Consider the following 20,045-nt stretch of genomic DNA (forward strand, 5'->3'; position numbering starts at 1 on the left):
GAGGACTGACGGATGATCAGGTGGAACGCCGACCAGATCGCTCTGGGCGAAGGGATCCGCCGGTGGTGCGAGGAGCTCAGCTCCGGCCATCTCGAACGGGACGCGGAAGGCACCTTCCCTCGGGACAAGTGGAGGTTGATCCAGCGGTCCGGAATCCTGGGCCTGCCGTTCGACGAGCGGTGGGGCGGGCTGGGCCAGGACCTCCTCACCACCATGCACGTGCTCGAACAGCTCGGCACCGGGTGCCGTGACGGCGGACTGAACTTCTCGGTCGCCACCCACCTGGTGAGCGTCGGAGTCCCGCTGCAACGGTTCGGGTCACCGGAGCTCAAGGCGCGCCACCTGCCGGGGATCTGCTCGGGAACGACGATCGGGGCGCACGCGATCAGCGAGCCCGGGAGCGGCTCCGACGCGCTGGCGATGCGGACCACGGCCACCCGCGAGAACGATGGCTTCGTGCTGCGGGGCTCCAAGGCCTTCGTCACCAACGGCCCCGTGGCCGACGTGTTCGTGGTCTACGCGCGCACCCACCCGGCCGGCGGCCCGCTCGGCGTCACCGCCTTCGTCGTGGAGCGGGACACCCCCGGGCTCGTCGTCGGAGCACCCGTCGCCACCATGGGACTGCGGACCGCGCCGCTGAGCGAACTGCACTTCGACGACTGCAGGATCCCCTCGTCCGCCGTGATCGGCCGGGTCGGATCCGGGTTCCTCGTCCTGGACCACGTGATGAAGTGGGAGATCCTCTGCTCCTTCGTCATCAGCACCGGGCAGATGCGCCACCGGCTCGACCGCTGCGTCGAGTACGCCAAGGAACGCGTCCAGTTCGGCAAGCCGATCGGCTCGTACCAGTCGGTCTCCCACAAGATCGTGGACATGCGGATCGGCCTGGACACCGCGCGGAAGTGGCTCTACGACACGGCGGTCCGGCTGGCGGAGGGCGAGAACGTCACGACGGACATCGCCGCCACCAAGCTCCTCGTCAGCGAGAACAACCTCTCCTCCGCGCTGGCCGCCGTGCAGGTCTTCGGCGGCAGCGGGTACCTGGCCGAGTACGGGCTGGAGAAGGACCTCCGCGACGCGATCGCCGGACCGATCTACTCGGGCACGTCGGAGATCCAACGCAACCGCATCGCCGCCATGTTGGGGCTGTGAGGCCTGATGCTGGTCAAGATCTGCGGAGCCACCTCGGCCTCGGACGTGGCATCGCTCGACCGTGCCGGAGTCGACCTCGTCGGCCTGTGGCACGGCGTTCCCGGGGGCCGCGCGAACCTGACGATCGACCGACTCGCGATGCTCACCGAGGCGGTGCACCGATCCGCGCGTCTGCGTCCGGTCCTCGTGACCTTCCTCGACGACGCCGAGGCGCTGCGCGCGGCGACGGCGGCGGCCCGGGTGCGGTGGGTCCAACTGCACGGCTACCAGCCGCCGGGCCTGGTCCGCGCCCTGAAGGCCGGCACCGACCTCACCGTGGTCAAGGTGCTGCACCTCGGTGCGGACACCCGCGCGGAGCGGTCCCTGATCCCGGCGTACGAGCGGGCGGGAACGGACCTCTTCCTGCTGGACACGGTGGCCGGGGACGGCCGGCTGGGCAGCACCGGACAACCGACGGACTCCGCGGCCGTCACCGGGATCGCGGACCGCCTCTCCCGGCCCTTCCTGCTGGCCGGCGGCATCTCGGCCGACAACCGGGAGGACTACCGGGCGGTGCTGGACCACCCCCTCTTCCTGGGCATCGACGTGGACACGGCGGCCAGGGACCCCGACGGACGGCTGAGCACCGGCCGGGTCACGGCCGTGCGGCGCGGCTGGCGAGTGCCGGACGCCACCGGAGCGGCCCGATGACGGCCGCGTTCATCGAGGCGCTGCTGGACGCCCGCCGGCCGGTGATCATGGAGCTCAAGCGACAGGACGCCGCAGGGCAGGACCTGTTCGGTGGCAGGTCGGCCGCCCGCCTGGTCGCCGACTACCAGGACGTCGGCGCCCCCTGCCTGTCCGTGGTGACCGGGCGGTGGTTCGGCGGCACCCGGGGCCTGCTGCGCGAGGTCGTGGAGGCGACGGACCTGCCCGTGCTGCAGAAGGACTTCATCACCCGCCGGAGCCAACTGCACCAGGCCCGCGAGGACGGCGCGTCCGCGATCCTGCTCACCGCCGCGCTGCTGCCGCGCGCCACCCTGGGCCACCTGGTCGACCTCGGCCTGCGCCTGGGCCTGACGCCGTTCGTCGAGGTCGCCACCGAGCAGGAGATCAGCCGCGTGCCACGCGCCGAGGAGTGCGTGGTCGCGGTGAACAACAAGGACATCGCCACCCGCGAACGCGGCGCGGGCGACCTCGGGCGGAGCTCGTCGCTGCTGCCCGCGGTGCTGCGCAGCGGCACCCGGTGCCCGGTGAGCGCCGGGGCCATCGGCCACCCAGAGGAGGCCGCCCGCCTGCTCGGGGAGGGCTTCGCCGGTGTGCTCGTCGGGACGGGCCTCCTGCGGGCCGCAGACCTGCCGCAATGGCTGGACGGCCTGGACGCCCGCCTCGACACCGGCCGTGACTCCCCTCGTGGCACCGGCCCCGGCCATGGTCCCGGCCCCCCGCCTCGCACAGGCCTCGGCACCGGCCGCGCACCGACCCCACCCGTCCGCCGCCCGGCGGACCCCCCGACCACAGACATCCGGAGGTAACAGCATGACCGGCGAAGCACCCGAGCAGTGGAAGGTCGTCGTCAACGACGAGGAGCAGTACTCGATCTGGTCCGCCGACCGCGAGTCCCCGGCGGGCTGGCACGAGGTCGGCGTACGGGGCGCGAAGGACGAGTGCCTCGCGCACATCGAACGCGTGTGGACCGACATGCGCCCCCGCAGCCTGCGCCTGCGCTCCGTCCCGAAGGACGGTGAGCAATGAGCCGGACGCTCGTACCGCACGGTGCGCCCCCGGCGACCGGGCCCGTGCTCACCACCTCCCTGAACCTCGCGAGCTGCCAGGCCCGGGGCTGGGTCGTCGTCGACTCCGTGGTCGACGGCCTGGCCATGGGCGGCACCAGGACGGCCGGGACGGTCACCGAGCAGGAGCTCGCCGGGCTCGCCAGGGCGATGACCCACAAGCTGGCGCTGGTCGGGCTGCCCATCGGTGGCGCCAAGGCCGGCATCGCACCCGATCCGGGCGCCACCGTCGAGCGGCAGGAGCTGATGCGGGGGTTCGGCCGCGCCGCGGCCCCGCTGCTGCACGGCGGGGTGTACCTGGGGTGCGACCAGGGCACCACGTACGCCGACCGGCAGCTGGCCTTCGAGGCCGCCGGTTACGACGTCACCCGCCGCCCCGGCACCACCCGCCTCACCGTCGACTGGGCCGAACTGTGGGACCACATGGGCGACATCACCGGGTTCGGCGTGGCCGTCGCGGTGCTCGGCGCCCTCCGGGCCTCCGGTGCCCGGACCCCGCAGCGCATCGCGGTCCAGGGCTTCGGCACCGTCGGGCGCGCGGTGGCCGGCCACCTGGCCGCCCACGGCCACCGGGTGGTGGCCGTCGCCGACGTCAAGGGCACCGTCGAGGACCAGCGCGGACTGCCCGTCGCCGAACTCGCCGCGCTCACCAGCAGCGACGGCACGATCGACCGGAGCCGGCTGCCCGCCCGGGTCACCGTCCACGGGCCCGGGCAGGCGTGGCTGCACGTCGACGCCGACGTGCTGGTGCTGGCGGCGTCCGCCTCCGCGGTCGACGAGCAGGCGGTGCCGGCGGTCCGGGCCCGCCTGGTGGTCGAGGGCGGAAACCTGAGCTGCACCGCACCGGCCCGCCGGTTGCTGCGCGAGGCCGGCCACACCGTCCTGCCGGACGTGGTCGTCAACGTCGGCGGCGCGGCGGCGACCGGGTGCGTGCTCGCCGGCCTCGCGCCGTCCGACCTGCCGCTCCCGCACCTGTCCGCGTGGCTGCGCGCGTGGGTCTCCAGCAAGGTCACCAGGAACTGCGAGCTGGTGCAGGAGCTGAGCGCCTCCGGCAGCGCCGATCCGGTCGCACAGCTCCTCGGTTCGCGTTGAGCCCCGCCCGGCACCCTCGTGACGGGCGGGGCACCGGCCGACCGGGCCCTCGGACGACCGCATGCCGGGGCTGACACCGAAGAGCCGGGCGATCGAGGTGATCGGCTGGGCGGAGCGGGCCGTCGAGCGGATCGGGGCGTCCCTCGCACCGCCCCGACCCGCTCGACGGCCTGATCCGCCGGGGAAGAACACCCCCACCGGGCCGGCCCGGGTCCGAAACCCGTGTGACAGGGCCCGCGCCGAACTCGGCCGCCTCGTCCGGCCCCTGGACGCGGCGCTGCACGACCGTACCCTGCCCGACCCCTTCGCCCACCGCCGCGGGTGGCGCACCGAGTTCTGGTGGTACCGCCGCCTGGCCGACCCCGCCTGGCAATGACGGGCGGCGCGGGCCCCACGACGACCACGGGTACGGCTACGGGCTGCTGACCGGGCGGGGGCTCACGCCGGCCGGACGAGGAGACCCCCGACCGCTCAGGCGACCGGCGCGGCCGCACGGTCCGGTCGGCCACCGGCGGGCTCGCCGTCCTCGGACGCGCCGGTCGGCGGCGCCGCCGGGCCCGGCGCGATGGGCGGCACGGGCTGCTCCGATCCGCGCACGGGCGTCGACCGCGGCCGCTTCGGCCGCGGGAGTCGTGCCTCGCTGACGAAGACGCCGAGGACGATCAGCGCCGCACCGAGGATCGCCATCCCGGGCAGGCGGTCGCCGGCCAGGCGGCCGACGATGCCGCCCCAGACGGGCTCGCCGGAGTAGATCAACGTCGCCCGCACGGCGGGGACGGACTGCTGCGCCCAGTTCATCGTCAGCTGGATCACGGCGCTCGCGGCGCCCAGCCCCACGGCCGCGGCGAGCCAGACCCAGGAGAACGCGGGCAGCGACTCGCCGGCCGCGGGCATGGCGAGGAAGGACAGCACGCTCGCCGTGAGCAGCTGGACGACGGTGATGCGGCGCAGGTCGACCCGTCCGGCGAACCGGCTGATCAGGACGATCTCGCCCGCGCCGGCCACCGCCGAGCCCAGTGTGGCCAGTTCGCCGGAGCCCCATGCCGCGCCGCCCACGGCTCCGGGCCCGGCGAGGAGTATCAGCCCGGTGAGGGCGAACGCGATTCCGAGCATGGCGGCGGGCTTGGGCGGCCGGCGCAGGATGATCCACTGCAGGAGCGGGACCAGGGGGACGTAGAGCGCGGTGATGAAGGCGACGGTGCTGCTGCTGACGGTCCGCAGGCCGTACGTCTGGAGCGCGTAGCCGAGGAAGATCGTCGCCCCGACCGAGACGCCGGCCACCAGCTCCCTGCGGTTCAGGCCCCGTAGGGCCTTGCGGAACACGAGTAGGGTGAGCAGCCCGGCGGTGGCGAAGCGGGCGCCGACGAAGAAGAGAGGACCGCTGTGGCGCATGGCGGTGTGCACGATGAGGAAGGTCGTGCCCCAGAACATGGTGACGGCGACCAGGGCCAGGTCGTGACGGCCGAGGCCCAGGAGGCGGCCGTCCCGGCCGAGGTGGGGGAAGCGAGAAAAGTGCACCATAGTGCACATGCTAAGGGCACTATGATGCACACTTCCGAGGGGAGGTCCGACGTCCTGGCCTTCGTCGGCGAAAATCTGCGCCGCCTGCGCCACCAGGCCGGGATGAGCCAGGCCGCGCTCGCGGAGGCGTCGGGCATCAGCCGCCGCATGATCGTCAAGCTCGAGGGCGGTGACACCAACGTCAGCCTCGCCAGCCTCGACCGGCTGGCCGAGGCACTCGGCACGACCATCGTCGAGGTCGTCAGCGACCCCGCCGAGCGCAGCCGCCGCCGCATCGAGGCGGTGGCCTGGCGCGGCGGCCACCCCGGCAGCGAGGCGGTCCTGCTGGGCAGCGTGCCCGCCCGCACCGGGGCCCAGCTGTGGCGCTGGACGCTCGGCCCCGGCGACCGTTACGCCGCCGAACCCGACCCCGAGGGCTGGCACGAGATGATCACGGTGACCGAGGGCCGGGTGCTGATCGACCTGGCGGAGGGCCCGGTGATCGTCGAGGCCGGCGGCTACACCATCTACAGCACCGCCCAGACGTACGCCTACGCCAACGTCGGCGACGGTGTCGCGCGCTTCATCTGCACGGCGGTGGCGTGATCCGCACCCGAGTGCGGCGGACCCGGGGCCGCCCACCGAGCACCGGGGCGCCTACGGGGCCGGGTGGGATCACCGCTTCGCGCGCAGCCACTGGGAGAAGGCGGCCAGGCCCTCCTCGGAGTCGGCGCGGCCGACGCCGATGCGGAAGCGGTCGGTGGGGGTGGCGGTGAGTTCGGAGCGGTAGATGCTCGCGGGCAGCAGCAGGACGCCGGCTTCCTCGACCAGTCGGGTGCAGAACTCCTCCACACCCTCGGGGCCGAGGTAGCGGGGGTAGGCCACGCAGCCGCCGTCCGGGGCCCGCCACTCGAAGAGGTCCCGGTGCTCGGCGAAGAACGCGTCGAAGAGCGACAGGTTGCGGGCGATGAGGGCCCGGTTGCGGTCCAGGATCGTGGCGCGGGCCTTGAGCGCGATGCGGGCCAGCACCTCGCTGGGAGCGGAGTTGCAGATGGTGGTGTAGTGCTTGGCCCGCTCCAGGCGGGACAGCAACTCCCGGTCGCGACAGGCGATCCAGCCGATCCGCAGGCCCGGCAGGCCGAGCGCCTTGGAGGTGACGTTCAGCGACAGGGCACGCTCGGACAGGTCGGCGGCCTGCGGCAGCGTGCCGGCCGCGTCGCGCTCCAGGCCCCGGTAGACCTCGTCGCTGAACAGGTGGATGCCGCGCTCGTCGCACAGCCGCGCCAGCTCGGTGAATTCGGCAGCGCCGATGACCTTGCCGGTGGGGTTGTTCGGGAAGTTCACCGAGACGACCCGGGTGTTCGGGCGGATCGCCGCCCGGATCGCGTCGAGGTCCAGGGCCCAGTCCCGGTCCGGGTCCAGGGCCACGCCGGCGACCTCGCACAGGGCGAGCGGCACGGTCTCGGCCGCCTGGTAGTTCGGGGTCACCACCACGGCGTGGTCACCCGCGCCCAGCAGGACGTTCATCGCCAGGTAGAGGGCCTCCTCGGCGCCCGCGAAGCAGATCACGTCGGCCGCGTCGGCCCGCTCGTACATCCCGGCGATCGCCTCGCGCAGGGCCGGGTCGCCGTAGGTCTCGGTGTAGCCCAGCGACAGGTTCTCGAACGCGGCCCGGTCCCCGTCGTCGGCCAGGGCGAGCAGTTCCCCGAGGGTCATGGTCTGCACGTCGGAGGCGGTCAGGTGGTGGCGAGCGGTGAACTCCCAGCGGGAGAAGTAGGTTTCCAGGCGGAAGTCGGGCAGCCGGGTCATCGGGTGGTGTCCTTCGTGCTGGGGGTGCGGAGTTCGGCCAGCAGGCCGTAGAGGGTGGATCGGGAGACGCGCAGGGCGGCGGCGACGACCGGGGCGGCGCGGCGCACGGCGAAGACCTTGGCCTCCTCCAGCCGGGCGAGGACGGCCAGGCGGTCGGCGCGGGTCAGCCGCTCGACGGGGCGACCGCACTCGCGCACGTACGCGCCGACGATGTGCTGGACGCTCTCGTTCCAGTCCTGCTCGAACAGCGGCTCGGGCCGCGGCGTCGTCGGGGCGCCGAACGCGGACAGCACGGCCGCGGCCTGCTCCAGCGGCGTGCGGTCGAGGTTGACGCACAGCACCGCGGCGGCCTTCCCGTCCGGATCGCGCAGGACGGCGCTGACCGACGACAGCCGCCGGCCGTCCGCAAGCGTCTTCTCGTACGGGCCGAAAACGTCCCGCGCCGACGGGTCCAGCGCGTCCAGTTCGCCCAGCAGTGAGGGGTCCCCGGGTCCACGGGAGGTCATCGGGTTCCAGATCGCCAGGACCCGGTCGGTGTCCGGGTCGTGCAGGACGACCTCGGCGTACGGGCCCAGCAGCAGTGCGACGGCCCGGCCCACGGGCGCCCACAGCCGGACCCGGTGATCTGTGCTCTCTTCGGCGGTCTCCACGCTCTGGACTATACGTCCATCTTGGACGGACAGTCCAGGGAGCGGCCGGACAGCTCCCGGGCCGCCGCGCGCCCGCGGCCGGGATGTCAGGCGTCCGGGGTGCGGCCGGCGGTCAGGAGCGAGACGTCCAGCGGCAGCTCGTGGCTCGTTCGGAGCGTCAGCCCTGCCCCGGCGAGGAGCTCCCGGTACTCGGCCAGGGTGCGCTCACGGGCTCCGGGGAGCATGACGAGCATCTGCATGTTCCAGGCGAGCGCGAGCCGGTCCTCGTCGCCCTCGGGCATCAGCCGTTCGAGGACCAGCAGACGCGCGTGTCCGGGCATCGCCCGCGCGACGGCTCGCAGCAGCGCCAGGCAGCCGTCGTCGTCCCAGTCGTGGAGGACCCGGGAGAGCAGGTAGACGTCCGCGGTCACCGGCACCTCGGCGAAGAAATCGCCGGACACCAGCGTGCAGCGGTCCAGGAGGCCCAGCTCACCGAGATGGCGGCGGGCGTCCTCGATGACGTGCGGCGCCTCGAACAGCACGCCCCGGACGGAGTCGACGGCGCGCAGCACCTCGGCCAGCAGCGAGCCCTTGCCGCCGCCGATGTCCGCCACCACGCGGGCCCGGCCGAAGTCGAAGAGCTCCGGGACGGCACCGAAGAACGAGGTGCCGGCGGACATGGAGCGTTGGAAGGCCCCGCCCAGGTCCGGATGGGCGGCCAGGTACGCGAAGAGCGGCGCGCCGAAGACCTCGCTGAAGGCGTCCCGCCCGGTCCGCAGCGAGTACAGCAGACTCCCCCACGCCTGGTAGCTCGGCCCGCCGTACATCAGGGCCAGGCCGCGCATCGAGTCGGGGTGGTCGTCCCTCAGCAGGGCGCCCGCGTCGGTGAGGGCGAACCGTCCGCCCTCGGTGCGGCGCAGCATCCCCAGACCCACGAGGTAGGACAGCAGCCGGGCCAGCGCGTCGGGGTCGGTCCCGGTCAGTTCGGCCAGCCGTCGTGTGGTCGCGGCGGACCGGGCGAGGTGGTCGGCGATCCGCAGTTCGGCCATGGCGTGGAGCGCCTGGGTGCGCCAGGCGCCCGTCAGCAGGTGCAGGACGGCCCGGTGGACGTGATCGCCCGCGGCGGAGCCCCCTCCGGGTTCGACGACGTCGGTCACGGTGCAGCTCCCGATCCGGTGGTCTTCCGGCCCGCCCCGCCCCGTCGGTGGGGAGGCCGGTGCCCGGTGGCGTCCCGCCGCAGAGGCCCCGCAAGGGTCCGGCGGGTCACCGACCGCGGGCAGACAGCCTGTCGGGGCCGTGCCAGCACACTGTCACAGCCGCGCGGGACAGGGCTCCTCAGCACGCCGAAGGAGTGAACGCGAACAGCACCCCGGGCGCCGACCCGGGGCCCGGGGCCCGAGGCCCTGCCGACGGTGCCGACCGAGGCCCTCGCAGCGAACTCCCGTCCGGCAAGGCGAGGTTCAGCGGAGCGGAGTTGCGCACGGCCGAGCAGCTGATCGACGCGCTCACCGTGGACTGGCGGCCCGAGGACTACCGTGACACCTTCGAGGAGCAGGTCCGCGAGCCGGTCGAGGCCAAGGCCGAGGGGCGGGAGATCGCCGTCTCCGAGGGCGCACCGCCGGAGACCACCAACGTCATCGCCCTCATGGAGGTGCTGAAGCAGAGCCTGGAGAGCGCCCGCGGCGGCGAGCGGTCACCGGCGCGGGAGCGTTCGACCATGACCGCGGCGAACTCCAGAAGGCGGTCGAGAAGGCCACCAGCGGACGGCGGCTGCGCGCCGCCTCGTGAGCCGGCCGTGCGGGGAGGCCACCGGCTGCCCCGGTGGAGGGCCGATCCCTGGCCCGAGCAGTTCAGGAGTGACCACGATGACCGCCACGCCCACACAGGCTCCTGGCAGCCCCCACCCGCGCTGCCCCGGCTCGAAGGCACCCGGGGCAGCGGCTTGACCCAGGAGGGAACCGCTCATGGCCGCACGGATCGCCTACCGGCGGATCTACGAGGAGGCGTCGCCGCAGGACGGGCAGCGGGTGCTCGTCGATCGGGTCTGGCCGCGCGGGATGAAGAAGGAGAACGCCCACCTGGACGAGTGGCTGCGGGACGTCGCCCCGTCGACCGAACTGCGCCGCTGGTACGGCCACGAGCCGAGCCGGTTCCCCGAGTTCCGCCGCCGTTACCTGGCCGAACTGCGCGACACCGGACACCGCGAGGCGGCCGGGCACCTGCGTGACCTCGCCTCCCACGACAAGGTCACGCTGCTGACCGCCACCAAGGACGCGGACCACAGCCAGGCTGCCGTACTCGCCGAATGGCTGGCCGGGGACAGGCGGTGACCGGCGCCCGCCGGCCCACGGCCGGCACTCCACGAGGGCAAGGAGGCACGGGACGATGGCGAAACTGACCGTCGAGGGCGGGGACCTGGTGCTCCGACTCTCCTGGTGGGAACGCCTGGTGACCGGGACGGCGCCGGTCCGGGCGCCGCTGACGGCCGTGACGGGCGTGACCGTCCAACGGGAGCCGTGGCGGGCGTTCCGCGGCTCCAAGGAGCGGGGGCTGCTGATTCCCGACCGGCTCTGCCTGGGAGTCTGGCGGCACCCCGGTGGGCGGGACTTCCTCGCCCTGCGCCGCCCGCGCACCGGCGAGGCCGTCGTCCAGGTCGACCTGCGCCGGCCCTGCCCGTTCGCCCGGATCGCCGTCCAGTCCCCGCACGCGCCGCAGCGGGCGGCCGAGCTGCGCCGCCCCTGAGCCCACGGACGGGCTCAGGGGCCACCAGGCCCCCGCCGCGTTCCGCGCCGCGCGCGAACGGCTCTCGCAGGCCGGCGCGGCGCGGCGCGGTCTGCCAGAAGCACACAGCGCTCCGCCCCCGGGCAGTGCCGGGGACGGGAGCGCCGGTGATGGGGTGCGTCCGGGTCAGCTCCGGCTGGCCACCAGCTGGCTGGAGCCGTCCGGCAGGCCCGCGATGGCGGCGCGCTGGGCCGGGAAGGTGCTCGCGCCGTACGCGCCCTGGACGGCGGCGAAGCCGGACCAGGCGCCGTTGGTGAAGCGGGTCTCGTGGTAGAGGTTGCCGTCGTTGCCGACCACCGCCACCTGGGACGAACCGTCCGGCAGACCGGCGATGCCGACCGCCCGCGCGGCCATGGTGGGCGTGCCGCCGCCGGGGAGCGCGGCGAAGCCGGACCAGTTGCCGTCGGCGAAGCGGGCCTCGTGGTAGATGTTCACGTCGCTGCCGATCACCAGGACCTGCGAGGAGCCGTCCGGCAGGCCCGTGATGGACACCCGCGAGGCCGCCATCCGCGAGCTGTTCACACCGGGGAGCGGGGCGAAGCCGCTCCAACTGCCGTTGGCGAAACGGGTCTCGTGGTAGACGTTACCGTCGTTGCCGACCGCGAGGACCTGGGCGGACCCGTCGGGCAGGGCGGCGATGGCCACGTCCGAGGCCCCCATGGTCGGGGTGCCGACCCCGGGGAGCGCTCCGTAGCCCGACCAGTTGCCGTCGGCGAAGCGGATCCGGTGGTAGACGTTGCCGTCACTGCCGACGGTCACCACCTGCGAGGAGCCGTCCGGCATGCCCGCGATGCCCGCCCGGCGGGCCTGGGTGGCCGGCGTGCCGTCGTCGGCCAGCGCGGCGAAGCCGCTCCAACTGCCGTTCGCGGCGCGGACCCCGTGGTAGAGCCGGCCGTCCAGACCGATGCCCAGCTCCTGCGAGGAGCCGCCCGGCATCCCGGCGATCGCGGCCTCGGAGCCGCGGAAGACGCCCGCCCCGCCCGTCAGCGGGCTGAAGCCGGGCCAGGCGCCCGAGCTCTGGCGCACGCCGAGGAAGAACGCGGAGGACTGGGACGGCGGGGCCGTGGCCAGCTGGATGTCCAGGTAGTCCTGGTCGATCCCGATCGAGTACCCGCCCCAGGTCTCCGGGTTCTGCGGCGCGGCGTACTGGTGGGCGCGCTGGTGGTTGCTCCAGTAGCCGGCCGGAATCGCCGGGTCGGCGGTGTCCTCCTTGCCGTTCCAGTTCGCGCTGAAGACGGCGTCGGGCATGGTGTAGGCGCTGTTGCCGGCGTTGGCGACCAGGTCCTTCATGCCGGACGAGGAGCTGCTGTAGACGCCGGAGTTGTAGCCCCAGGCGTGCAGTTCGTTGGTCCAGGCGGTGAGGAAGGCGAGCACCGTGGCCGAGTACTGCGGGGTGGTGTACGCCTCCATGTCGTAGTAGAGGACCGTACCGGGGCCGAAGCCGAGGGCCTGCGCCTGGCTCACCGCGTCGTCGGCGGCGTTGGCGCCCTCGGTGGTGGGGTAGGCGATCTTCGGGGCCTGCACACCGACGTACAGCGGCATGAAGGCCCAACCCGCGGACTGCTGCTGCTGGACCCAGGAGGCCGTCAGGTTCGGCTGGGCGCAGGCCCGCCGGACACCACCGATGTAGATGCCGACCGCCCGGTACGGGGAGGAGCTCATCCACGCGTTCATCGCGGCGCCGGAGGGCGCCGTGCAGGCGTCGAAGCCCTTGCCGGTGTAGTTCGTCGCCGACGCGGGTATCGACGCCGCCGCGGCCGGTGCGGCCTGGATGGACGGCGCGGCAGCGGTGGCGGTGGACCGCGGGGCGACGGCCGTCCGGGATCCGGCGGGCGCCGGCTGCGGCCGCTGCGTCGGCGCGGGGGTGAGCCCGGCGCCGGTGATGATCCGCCGCACCAGCGACTGGTCCGTGTCGTACGTCCCGGTCACCGCGACGGCACCGTCGTTCGCCCGGACCGTCTGCGCGACGGGGTTGGAGCCGTCCCGGTCCGGCGCGGCACCGGTGGCGGGCTCGACCAGCAGTGCCTCCGTGCGGCCGACCAACCGCGGCGGGCAGACCTGCTGTTCGCCCGGGTGACCGAGGTACACCGCGTGCTGGTCGAAGCGGACACAGGCCTGCGGGTCCGCGGCCAGATCCACCACCGGCCAGGCCGTGGGCACCCGGAAGACACGGCCCTGGTACGTCACCGCCTTGGTGTCCGGACTTGCGGCGGGAGCTGCTACGGCGGTGCCCGCGGCAGCGGGCGCCGCCACGAGCACGGCCGCCACGACGGCCGCGGCGCTCCGGAGCGCTGTCATTGGGGACTTCACCCAGTTCTCTCCTGACGTGACGAAAGGCCGCACGCCGTGGAGTCGGCGGGCGGCGTCGGCCACGATATCCGCGCCCGCAAGGGGTTTTGCCGCAGGCCCCGCCCGCCCGGTCCGCCCGTCCGACCGGCTGTCAGGGCTCTTTCCCGGAAGGCCCTACCAATCGTGGGCGACCGACCGTTGCATCGACCTGCGTGTCGGCATACGCCCACCCCCTACGAGACCTGCGGGGCCCGAGGGTCCGACCAGCCCCCCAGGGTCTCTGCCCCGAGCTCGTCGTGATCGGGGACGAGGTCCCGGGCACGAAGCACCCCCGCCTCCGCCGGAGGTGGGGGCGCGGAGGCGAGCCACCGGATGAGTCCTCGGGATCTGCTCCCGGATGACCTTGAACAGGAAGCCCGAAGTCACCCCTTCGGGGATTCGCACCGCCTTGGGCTGACTGCCAGTCAGTGATTCGGCTCGCCTCGATGGTGTTCGATCAGCCATTCCAGCCCCCCTTGACCTCGAGAGTCCGGCTAACTCGTACCGACAGTCCGTCGATTACTGGATTCACCGACCGTAACTTCATGACTACGGAATCGCCGATGGCAGCGGAAGCCTAGTACCAACTCGGCCTCCTGCGAACAACGATGATGCCCTGGCGTACAGCCCCGTGCGGGCCCGCACCACCCCTCACCGCTGCTCGTCCCTGTCCGGGCGGGCGGCACCAAGCCCTGATTGGAGAGTCCCATGACCACCACCATCAAGTCCTGCGTCGAGTTGGACGAGCTGGGTAAGTTCTTCACGATCGCCGCGCGCCGGATCGCCGCGGGCGAGGCCGCGCCGGAGATGTTCTCCGCCGCCGTCGACTCGGCATGGCACCGGCTCGCCGCCGACCCGACCGCACACGAGGCGTTCGCGCTCAAGCACGCCGGCCGCAAGCTGACCCACATCGAGAGCAGCGGCGCCGGCTTCATCTCCTGGGTGAGCACGTACGAGGAGGCGTACGGGCCCCTGCCGGAGATCTGGTTCACCGACGCCGACGGCGCGGTCGACGCCGAGGCCATGTCCCGCTACCGCGAGACGGGTGAGGTCTCGGCCGAGTGGGACTGCTCGCCCGAGCCCGGCGACGGTGACGACCTCGTTCCGGTGGCGGCCACCCAGTGATCACCGCACCATCCGACGGAGCGTCCCGGCCGACCGCCGGGGCGCTCCGCCTCACCGAAGCCCGGACGGAGAGCCCCGTCAGCATCGACGTCGGCGGCTACCTCGCCGGGCTGTACGAGCACTGCCCGTTCCTGCGACCGTCCATCAGTCGCGGTTTGACCGGGTGGACGGTCTACGAGATCACTCCGGGCAGCCACCGGTACGCTGTGGAGGCCGAGTTGTTCCACGCCGGGGTTCAGGCCGCGGAGTGGATCCGCCCGCTGATGCAGCGGCCGTTCGGCATTCTCGCGTGCGAGAACATCGTGCTGCGCGGGCACTGCGAAGGCGTCGACCACCGTGAGCTGATGGCCTGGCCGCACTGGGCGCTGAAGCACCTGTACACACCGGTCGGGGTCATGTTCGGCAAGTTCCCCCAGGACGCCGCCGAAACCGGCCGGCGCGGGCAGAGGATTCCGCCGCCGCCCTTCTCGTTCCTCCCGGTACGGGCGGGCGTGCGGCTGCTGGACCCGCCATTCCTGGAGAGTACCCCCGACCTTGCGGCGGCGTTGACGGTTTCGTCCCACGACGGCCGCGACGTCTTCGAGCACATCCCTTGCGATTGGAAGGCAGTTCGAGAATGGGCGAGTTCATTGCCGAGGCCCGAGAAGCGCTGAGGGCCGCGGAGGCCTTCTGCGGCCCAATCGAGCTGACGGAGATCAGCAACCGTCGGGGCTCGGCGGTATGGCAGGCCAACGGCCCGCGAGGTGTGGTGAGCATCAAGCTCGGCACCGGCGAGGCCGCCGAGGTCACCGCCCGCGAAACCGCCGTCCTGGACCAGCTCGCCGGCTACACGGTGACGGCTGGCCGCTTCGACGGCGGAACCTGGTACGTCACTCCGTGGCTGGCCGGGCCGTCGACCTGGCAGGTCTTCCGCCCCGTTCGCAAGGGCGGCAGCGGACGGGAGGAAGCCCTGGCCGCGGCGGTCGGGCTGTGCCGCGCCGTAGCGGACCTCCACTCCGACGGGTGGGTGCACGGAGACCTCCAACCCGCGCACGGCATCCACGGCGACGACGGTACGGTTCGCCTCCTCGACTTCGCGTGGTCCCGCAAGCTGGGCAGCACGCCGTGGCCGAGGTTCGACGGCACGATGATCCACCTCACCGCGCCCGAACTGGCCGCCCGGATCATCAACGGCCCCCAACCCGTCGAAACGACCCAGGCCGCCGACGTCTACGCCCTCGCCGGAAGCCTGTGGACCTGCGTCACCGGGAAGTGGCCGTTGGACTACGACACCGCCGGCCTCGAAGCGGGCGCACCGGTGGAGGAGATCCGCAAGGCCATCGCCCACCGAGCCGTCCCCGTGTCCACCACGATGCCCTGGCCCGCCCTCCAGGCCCGGCTGCGCCACGTCCTGCTCGCCGCCTCCGACGACCGACCCACCGCCACCGAACTGGCCGAGCTCATCGAAGCGGTGGACGGGTGATCGAGCTACGGGAGCTGGGGTCCGGCGACGAAGAGTCCCTGCTGCGGATCTACAGCGTGGAGTCGACCGAGTACTTGGGCCGGGCTCCGATGGACGCCGACGAAGCCTGCTCCCGCGTACGCGACGTCATGGCGGCCGCGGCACAGTCGCCCCGCACGCTGTACGTGCTCGGCCTCGTCGTGGCGGGTGATCTCCTCGGCATCGTCAAGCTCCACCGCGACCGTCCCGCGGCCGCCGTCAGCTACATCCTGCGCGCGGACTCCTGGGGCCGGGGCTATGCCACCGAGGGGGTCCGCAACATCCTTGCCCTGGCCTTCGGCCGCCTCGAACTGCCGGAGGTCCGGGCCAAGCACCGCCCGGACAACCCGGCCTCCGGCCGCGTCCTCCGCAAGGCAGGTTTCGCCCCGATCGGCGAGCGCAACGGGTTCATCACCTACGCCATCCGGCCTCCCCGAACCCCGAGGGCCCCATCCGGTCGCCGGGCGCCGACGCCGAAGCGGACCAGCCGTCACTATTCCCTACCTGAACGGAACTTGCAGGACCGAGCAGAGCCCGTCCATCCGTCAGCGAACAATGCATGATTAATGTCCAGGCGCTACGGTGAGCGGCATGACAGAGCCGACGTGCCACAGGTTCCAGGAGCGCGTCGCCGTGGTCACCGGCGCCGCCGGCGGCATCGGCGCCGCGACCGCGCGGCGGCTGGCGGCGGAGGGGGCGACCGTGGTCGCCGTCGACATCGCCGACGCCGCGGGCCGTGCCGTGGTCGAGGAGATCACGCGCGACGGGGGGCGGGCCGAGTACCGGCACGGCGACGTCTCCTCCGCGGCCGTGTGGGAGGAACTGGCCGGCCATGTGCGCCGGACCCACGGCCGCCTGGACGTGCTGCACAGCAACGCCTACGCCGTCGTGGTCAAACCCGCCCACGAGCTGACCGAGGACGAGTGGGACGGCCAGCTGGCGGTCACCCTCAAGGCCTCCTGGCTCGCCGTGCGGGCCTTCGCCCGGATGCTGGGCGAGGCGGGCGGATCGATCGTGCTCACCTCCTCGGTGCACGCGCTGGTGGGCCTGCCCGGCCACCCGGCGTACGCCGCCGCCAAGGGCGCGCTGTGCGCGATGGGCCGTCAGCTGGCCGTCGAGTACGGGCCGCAGGTACGGGTCAACACGGTTCTGCCGGGTCCGATCATGACGGCGGCCTGGGACCGGGTGGACGAGGCGGGACGGGCCGACAGCGTGGCCGGGACGGTCGCCGGGCGGTTCGGCAGACCCGAGGAGGTCGCGGCCGCGGTGGCCTTCCTCGCCTCCGACGACGCCTCCTACATCACCGGCACCACCCTCGTGGTGGACGGCGGCTGGTCGGTCGTCAAGGCTTCCGCGTGACCGCGTCGACGGATCGAGGTGGAGGACGGCGGTGACGAGCCTCGCGCGGCGGGAGGCGGCCCGCATGGACCGGGTGGTCATCGAGGCCGGCCTCCGGGTGCGTGACCACCTCGTGCACGGCGCCGAGCACTGGCCCGACTCCGTGCCCGCCCACCGGGCCGTCCTCGACGCCGTCCGCGCCCAGGACCCCGAAGCCGCCGAACGCGCCGTCCGCCTCCTGCTCGCCCAGGCCGACAGCGACCTCCGCGGCCTGGCACACGACGGCGGGAAGAGCGACCTCCGCGGCCGGGGACAGGACGACGGGAAAGAGGACGGATGAAGATCACATCACTGGAGACGTTCCTCGTCGCACCGCGCTGGCTGTTCCTGCGCGTCGCCACCGACGAGGGCCTCACCGGCTGGGGCGAACCCGTCGTCGAGGGCCGCGCCGAGACCGTCCGCGCCGCCGTCCACGAACTCGCCGACCTCCTCGTCGGCGAGGACCCGCTGCGCATCGAACACCACTGGCAGGTGCTCACCAAGGGCGGGTTCTACCGCGGCGGGCCGGTGCTCTCCAGCGCCGTCGCCGGCATCGACCAGGCCCTGTGGGACATCGCCGGCAAGGCGTACGGCGTCCCCGTCCACCAGCTGCTCGGCGGCCCGGTCCGCGACCGCCTGCGGGTGTACTCCTGGATCGGCGGCGACGAACCGGCCGAGCTGGTCGACCAGGCACGCGCCCAGGCCGAGGCCGGGTTCACCGCGGTCAAGATGAACGGGTCCGCTCAGCTGCGGCCCATTGACACCCCGGCCCGGACCAACGCGGTCGTCGACCGCGTCGCCGCCGTCCGCGAGGCGCTCGGCGACGAGCGCGACGTGGCGATCGACTTCCACGGCCGGATGTCCGCCGCCATGTCGCGCCGCGTCCTGCCACTGCTGGAACCGCTGCAGCCGCTGTTCGTGGAGGAGCCCGTCCTGCCGGAGCACTCCGACGACCTGCGCCGCCTGGTCGACGCCACCTCCGTGCCGCTGGCGCTCGGCGAACGGCTGTACTCGCGATGGGACTTCCGCTCCGTCCTGACCAGCGGCATCGCCGTCGCCCAGCCGGACGTCTCGCACGCCGGCGGCATCTCCGAAGTCCGCCGGATCGCCGCCCTCGCCGAGACGTACGGCGTCGCGATCGCCCCGCACTGCCCGCTCGGCCCGATCGCCCTGGCGGCCAGCCTCCAACTCGGCTTCGCGACACCGAACTTCCTCATCCAGGAACAGAGCCTGGGCATCCACTACAACCGCGGCAACGAGCTGCTCGACTACCTCCTCGACCCCACCCCGTTCCGGTTCACCGACGGCCACGCCGCCCGCCCCACCGGCCCCGGCCTGGGCATCGAGATCGACGAGCGCGCCGTCCGCCGGGCCGCCGAGACCGGCCACCGCTGGCGCAACCCCGTCTGGCGCCACGACGACGGGTCGTTCGCGGAATGGTGACCCGACTCCCGGTCACGGCCCGGACCGACCCCGCACACGGCGGCCGCTGGACCTCGCTGCGCACCGGCGGACGCGAATGGCTCTGGCGCCGGCCGAACCTCGACGACGACCGCGACGGCGACGGCGCCCGCTACCGCGACGGCGACCGCGAGGCCGTCCGCCCCGGCGACGCGTTCGTCGACGCCGGCGGGCTGGAGGAGTGCATACCCACCGTCCGCGGCACCCCCGACCACGGCGACGCCTGGTCCCGGCCGTGGCACCGGCTCGACGACGGAACCGCCGTCCTCGAACATCCCGACTTCCTGCTGCGCCGACGCATCCGGCACCGACCGACCGCACTGCGCGCCGAGTACGAGCTGTCCGCCGAACCCGGCTACCGCTTCGTCTGGGCCGCCCACGCACTGCTGGACCTCGGAGAACAGGCTGTCCTGAGCGCCCCGACGGGCACCGCGACCCGTCTCTTCCCCGAGGCGGCAGACCTGCTCGACCGCCCCTGGCCCACCGGCGCCCGCCATCTCACCGGCCCCTGGCCGAGCCCGCACGGCCTGCGCCTGGACCGACTCGGCCCCGACGACGGCACCGCCGTCGGCGCGATCCTCACCGACTGCGCGCACGTGACGGTCACCGACGGTCCGGACGCCCTGTCACTCTCTCTGCACACCGACGCCCGGGTCCCCGTCTCCGTCGCCCTGTGGCGCAACCTCCGCGGCTTCCCCGCCGCGGAGCCGTACCGCAGCATCGGCGTCGAACCCATGCTCGGCGCCGTCTTCGACCTCGCCGAAGCCGCACCGGACGACGCGGCCACCGTCCCGGCCGGCGGCGAACTGCGCTGGGAACTCGTCATCACCGCCACCCGTGCCCCCTCACCACCCGAAGGACGTTCGTGGAGCTGACCGAGCTGCCGTACCGGACACTGGCCATCGTGCGCGGCGCCGACCGGGAGGCCGCGCTGCGCACCGTGATCACCCTGGCGGAGGAGGGGTTCACCGCGGCGGAGGTCTCCCTGACCACCGCGGACGCACTGTGGGTGATCGAGCAGGCCCGCCGCGAGCTGGGCCCCGGCACCCTGCTGGGCGCGGGGACGGTGCTGACCGCCGCCGACGCCGACCGAGCCGCGCTGGCGGGGGCGGACTTCCTGGTGACTCCCGGCCTCGGGAACGGGCTTCGGCAGGCGCCCGCCCTCGGGTTGCCCGTCCTGGCGGGTGCCCTGACACCGAGCGAGGTCATCACCGCCATGGAGTTCGGTGCGTCGGCGGTCAAGCTCTTCCCGGCCTCGCTGGGCGGCCCCGGCTACCTGAAGGCGCTGCGGGATCCCTTCCCGACCGTGCCGTTCGTACCCGTCGGCGGCATCGACGCGCAGGCCGCGCTCGCCCATCTGGCGGCGGGGGCGGTGGCGGTCGGGGTCGGCTCGCCGCTGGTGGGGGACGCGGCCGGCGGCGGCGACCTCACCGCGCTGCGGGCGCGGGCCGCACACTGGCGCGGCGTGCTGGGCCGGGCGGTGGCCGCGTGAACGCCATGACCAAGCAGGGCGGTGACGGCGTGAACGCCATGCCCGGC

The 20,045-nt window shown here is 73.4% G+C and carries 22 protein-coding genes and 1 pseudogene; 18 read left to right on the forward strand and 5 right to left on the reverse strand.

Annotated features, from left to right (window positions below):
• Positions 1-12: 12 nt before the first annotated feature.
• The 6 genes from ABZ449_RS15440 to ABZ449_RS15465 all read left to right on the forward strand — a co-directional run bounded on the left by ABZ449_RS15440 (position 13) and on the right by ABZ449_RS15465 (position 4,392).
• Entirely contained in the window at positions 13-1,152 is a 1,140-nt protein-coding gene (locus tag ABZ449_RS15440; protein WP_360345685.1) for an acyl-CoA dehydrogenase family protein, read from the forward strand.
• Between the two features lie 6 nt (positions 1,153-1,158).
• On the forward strand, positions 1,159-1,842 hold the full coding sequence (locus tag ABZ449_RS15445) for an N-(5'-phosphoribosyl)anthranilate isomerase (RefSeq protein WP_360345687.1): 684 nt from the start codon (positions 1,159-1,161) through the stop codon (positions 1,840-1,842).
• A complete protein-coding gene (locus ABZ449_RS15450; protein WP_360345689.1) occupies positions 1,839-2,666 on the forward strand; it encodes an indole-3-glycerol-phosphate synthase in 828 nt (275 codons plus the stop codon). Before ABZ449_RS15445 ends, ABZ449_RS15450 begins: the two co-directional genes overlap by 4 nt.
• 4 nt (positions 2,667-2,670) lie before the next feature.
• Positions 2,671-2,886, forward strand: a complete 216-nt coding sequence (locus tag ABZ449_RS15455) for an MbtH family NRPS accessory protein (RefSeq protein WP_360345691.1) — start codon at positions 2,671-2,673, stop codon at positions 2,884-2,886.
• Positions 2,883-4,016: a Glu/Leu/Phe/Val dehydrogenase dimerization domain-containing protein gene (locus tag ABZ449_RS15460; RefSeq protein WP_360345693.1), complete on the forward strand. Its 1,134-nt coding sequence runs from the start codon at positions 2,883-2,885 to the stop codon at positions 4,014-4,016. The genes ABZ449_RS15455 and ABZ449_RS15460 overlap by 4 nt, the downstream gene beginning before the upstream one ends.
• Positions 4,017-4,077: 61 nt before the next feature.
• Positions 4,078-4,392, forward strand: a complete 315-nt coding sequence (locus tag ABZ449_RS15465) for a hypothetical protein (RefSeq protein WP_360345695.1) — start codon at positions 4,078-4,080, stop codon at positions 4,390-4,392.
• Positions 4,393-4,487: 95 nt separating this feature from the next.
• On the opposite strand, the gene ABZ449_RS15470 is transcribed toward ABZ449_RS15465, so the two are convergent.
• Positions 4,488-5,537 carry a DMT family transporter gene (locus tag ABZ449_RS15470; RefSeq protein ID WP_360345697.1) on the reverse strand — a complete coding sequence of 350 codons (1,050 nt, stop codon included), beginning with the start codon at positions 5,535-5,537 and terminating at the stop codon, positions 4,488-4,490.
• Positions 5,538-5,558: 21 nt separating this feature from the next.
• On the opposite strand from ABZ449_RS15470, the gene ABZ449_RS15475 reads away from it, so the two are divergent.
• Positions 5,559-6,122 carry a helix-turn-helix domain-containing protein gene (locus ABZ449_RS15475; RefSeq protein WP_360345699.1) on the forward strand — a complete coding sequence of 188 codons (564 nt, stop codon included), beginning with the start codon at positions 5,559-5,561 and terminating at the stop codon, positions 6,120-6,122.
• A 69-nt stretch (positions 6,123-6,191) separates the two neighbouring features.
• Here the strand turns inward: ABZ449_RS15475 and ABZ449_RS15480 are convergent, their stop codons facing one another.
• The 3 genes from ABZ449_RS15480 to ABZ449_RS15490 form a co-directional block, all read right to left on the reverse strand.
• The gene (locus tag ABZ449_RS15480; RefSeq protein WP_360345701.1) at positions 6,192-7,325 is read right to left on the reverse strand and encodes an aminotransferase class I/II-fold pyridoxal phosphate-dependent enzyme; all 1,134 of its coding nucleotides are present in this window, start codon (positions 7,323-7,325) and stop codon (positions 6,192-6,194) included.
• Positions 7,322-7,975 (reverse strand): PAS domain-containing protein, encoded by a 654-nt coding sequence (locus ABZ449_RS15485; protein WP_360345703.1) that lies wholly within the window; start codon positions 7,973-7,975, stop codon positions 7,322-7,324. The genes ABZ449_RS15480 and ABZ449_RS15485 overlap by 4 nt, the downstream gene beginning before the upstream one ends.
• 86 nt (positions 7,976-8,061) lie before the next feature.
• A complete protein-coding gene (locus ABZ449_RS15490) occupies positions 8,062-9,111 on the reverse strand; it encodes a methyltransferase (RefSeq protein WP_360345705.1) in 1,050 nt (349 codons plus the stop codon).
• An 807-nt stretch (positions 9,112-9,918) separates the two neighbouring features.
• Between ABZ449_RS15490 and ABZ449_RS15495 the strand changes: the two genes are divergently transcribed.
• Both ABZ449_RS15495 and ABZ449_RS15500 read left to right on the forward strand, forming a co-directional pair.
• On the forward strand, positions 9,919-10,284 hold the full coding sequence (locus tag ABZ449_RS15495) for a DUF488 family protein (protein WP_360345707.1): 366 nt from the start codon (positions 9,919-9,921) through the stop codon (positions 10,282-10,284).
• Positions 10,285-10,339: 55 nt separating this feature from the next.
• Positions 10,340-10,696: a hypothetical protein gene (locus tag ABZ449_RS15500; protein WP_360345709.1), complete on the forward strand. Its 357-nt coding sequence runs from the start codon at positions 10,340-10,342 to the stop codon at positions 10,694-10,696.
• Positions 10,697-10,861: 165 nt separating this feature from the next.
• On the opposite strand, the gene ABZ449_RS15505 is transcribed toward ABZ449_RS15500, so the two are convergent.
• On the reverse strand, positions 10,862-13,033 hold the full coding sequence (locus tag ABZ449_RS15505; RefSeq protein WP_360345711.1) for a glycoside hydrolase domain-containing protein: 2,172 nt from the start codon (positions 13,031-13,033) through the stop codon (positions 10,862-10,864).
• 738 nt (positions 13,034-13,771) lie between these two features.
• On the opposite strand from ABZ449_RS15505, the gene ABZ449_RS15510 reads away from it, so the two are divergent.
• The 9 genes and pseudogenes from ABZ449_RS15510 (at position 13,772) to ABZ449_RS15550 (ending at position 19,998) form a co-directional block, all read left to right on the forward strand.
• Positions 13,772-14,188, forward strand: coding sequence for a hypothetical protein (locus tag ABZ449_RS15510; protein ID WP_360345713.1), 417 nt, complete (start codon positions 13,772-13,774; stop codon positions 14,186-14,188).
• Entirely contained in the window at positions 14,185-14,841 is a 657-nt protein-coding gene (locus ABZ449_RS15515) for a hypothetical protein (RefSeq protein WP_360345715.1), read from the forward strand. Before ABZ449_RS15510 ends, ABZ449_RS15515 begins: the two co-directional genes overlap by 4 nt.
• A 95-nt stretch (positions 14,842-14,936) precedes the next feature.
• Positions 14,937-15,650 (forward strand): hypothetical protein, encoded by a 714-nt coding sequence (locus tag ABZ449_RS15520; RefSeq protein WP_360345717.1) that lies wholly within the window; start codon positions 14,937-14,939, stop codon positions 15,648-15,650.
• Entirely contained in the window at positions 15,647-16,231 is a 585-nt protein-coding gene (locus tag ABZ449_RS15525) for a GNAT family N-acetyltransferase (protein WP_360345719.1), read from the forward strand. The genes ABZ449_RS15520 and ABZ449_RS15525 overlap by 4 nt, the downstream gene beginning before the upstream one ends.
• A 28-nt stretch (positions 16,232-16,259) precedes the next feature.
• A complete protein-coding gene (locus tag ABZ449_RS15530; RefSeq protein WP_360345721.1) occupies positions 16,260-17,027 on the forward strand; it encodes an SDR family oxidoreductase in 768 nt (255 codons plus the stop codon).
• A 73-nt stretch (positions 17,028-17,100) separates the two neighbouring features.
• A pseudogene (locus ABZ449_RS15535) lies at positions 17,101-17,346 on the forward strand (FCD domain-containing protein); the annotation flags it as partial.
• Entirely contained in the window at positions 17,343-18,488 is a 1,146-nt protein-coding gene (gene dgoD / locus ABZ449_RS15540; protein WP_360345723.1) for a galactonate dehydratase, read from the forward strand. The pseudogene ABZ449_RS15535 and the gene dgoD, both read left to right, overlap by 4 nt.
• Positions 18,482-19,381, forward strand: a complete 900-nt coding sequence (locus ABZ449_RS15545) for a hypothetical protein (protein WP_360345725.1) — start codon at positions 18,482-18,484, stop codon at positions 19,379-19,381. Before dgoD ends, ABZ449_RS15545 begins: the two co-directional genes overlap by 7 nt.
• Complete coding sequence (locus ABZ449_RS15550; protein WP_360345727.1) at positions 19,372-19,998, forward strand: bifunctional 4-hydroxy-2-oxoglutarate aldolase/2-dehydro-3-deoxy-phosphogluconate aldolase; 627 nt, start codon at positions 19,372-19,374, stop codon at positions 19,996-19,998. Before ABZ449_RS15545 ends, ABZ449_RS15550 begins: the two co-directional genes overlap by 10 nt.
• Positions 19,999-20,045 lie beyond the last annotated feature (47 nt).

Source organism: Kitasatospora sp. NPDC005856 (genome assembly GCF_040629945.1).
Taxonomy (GTDB): domain Bacteria; phylum Actinomycetota; class Actinomycetes; order Streptomycetales; family Streptomycetaceae; genus Kitasatospora.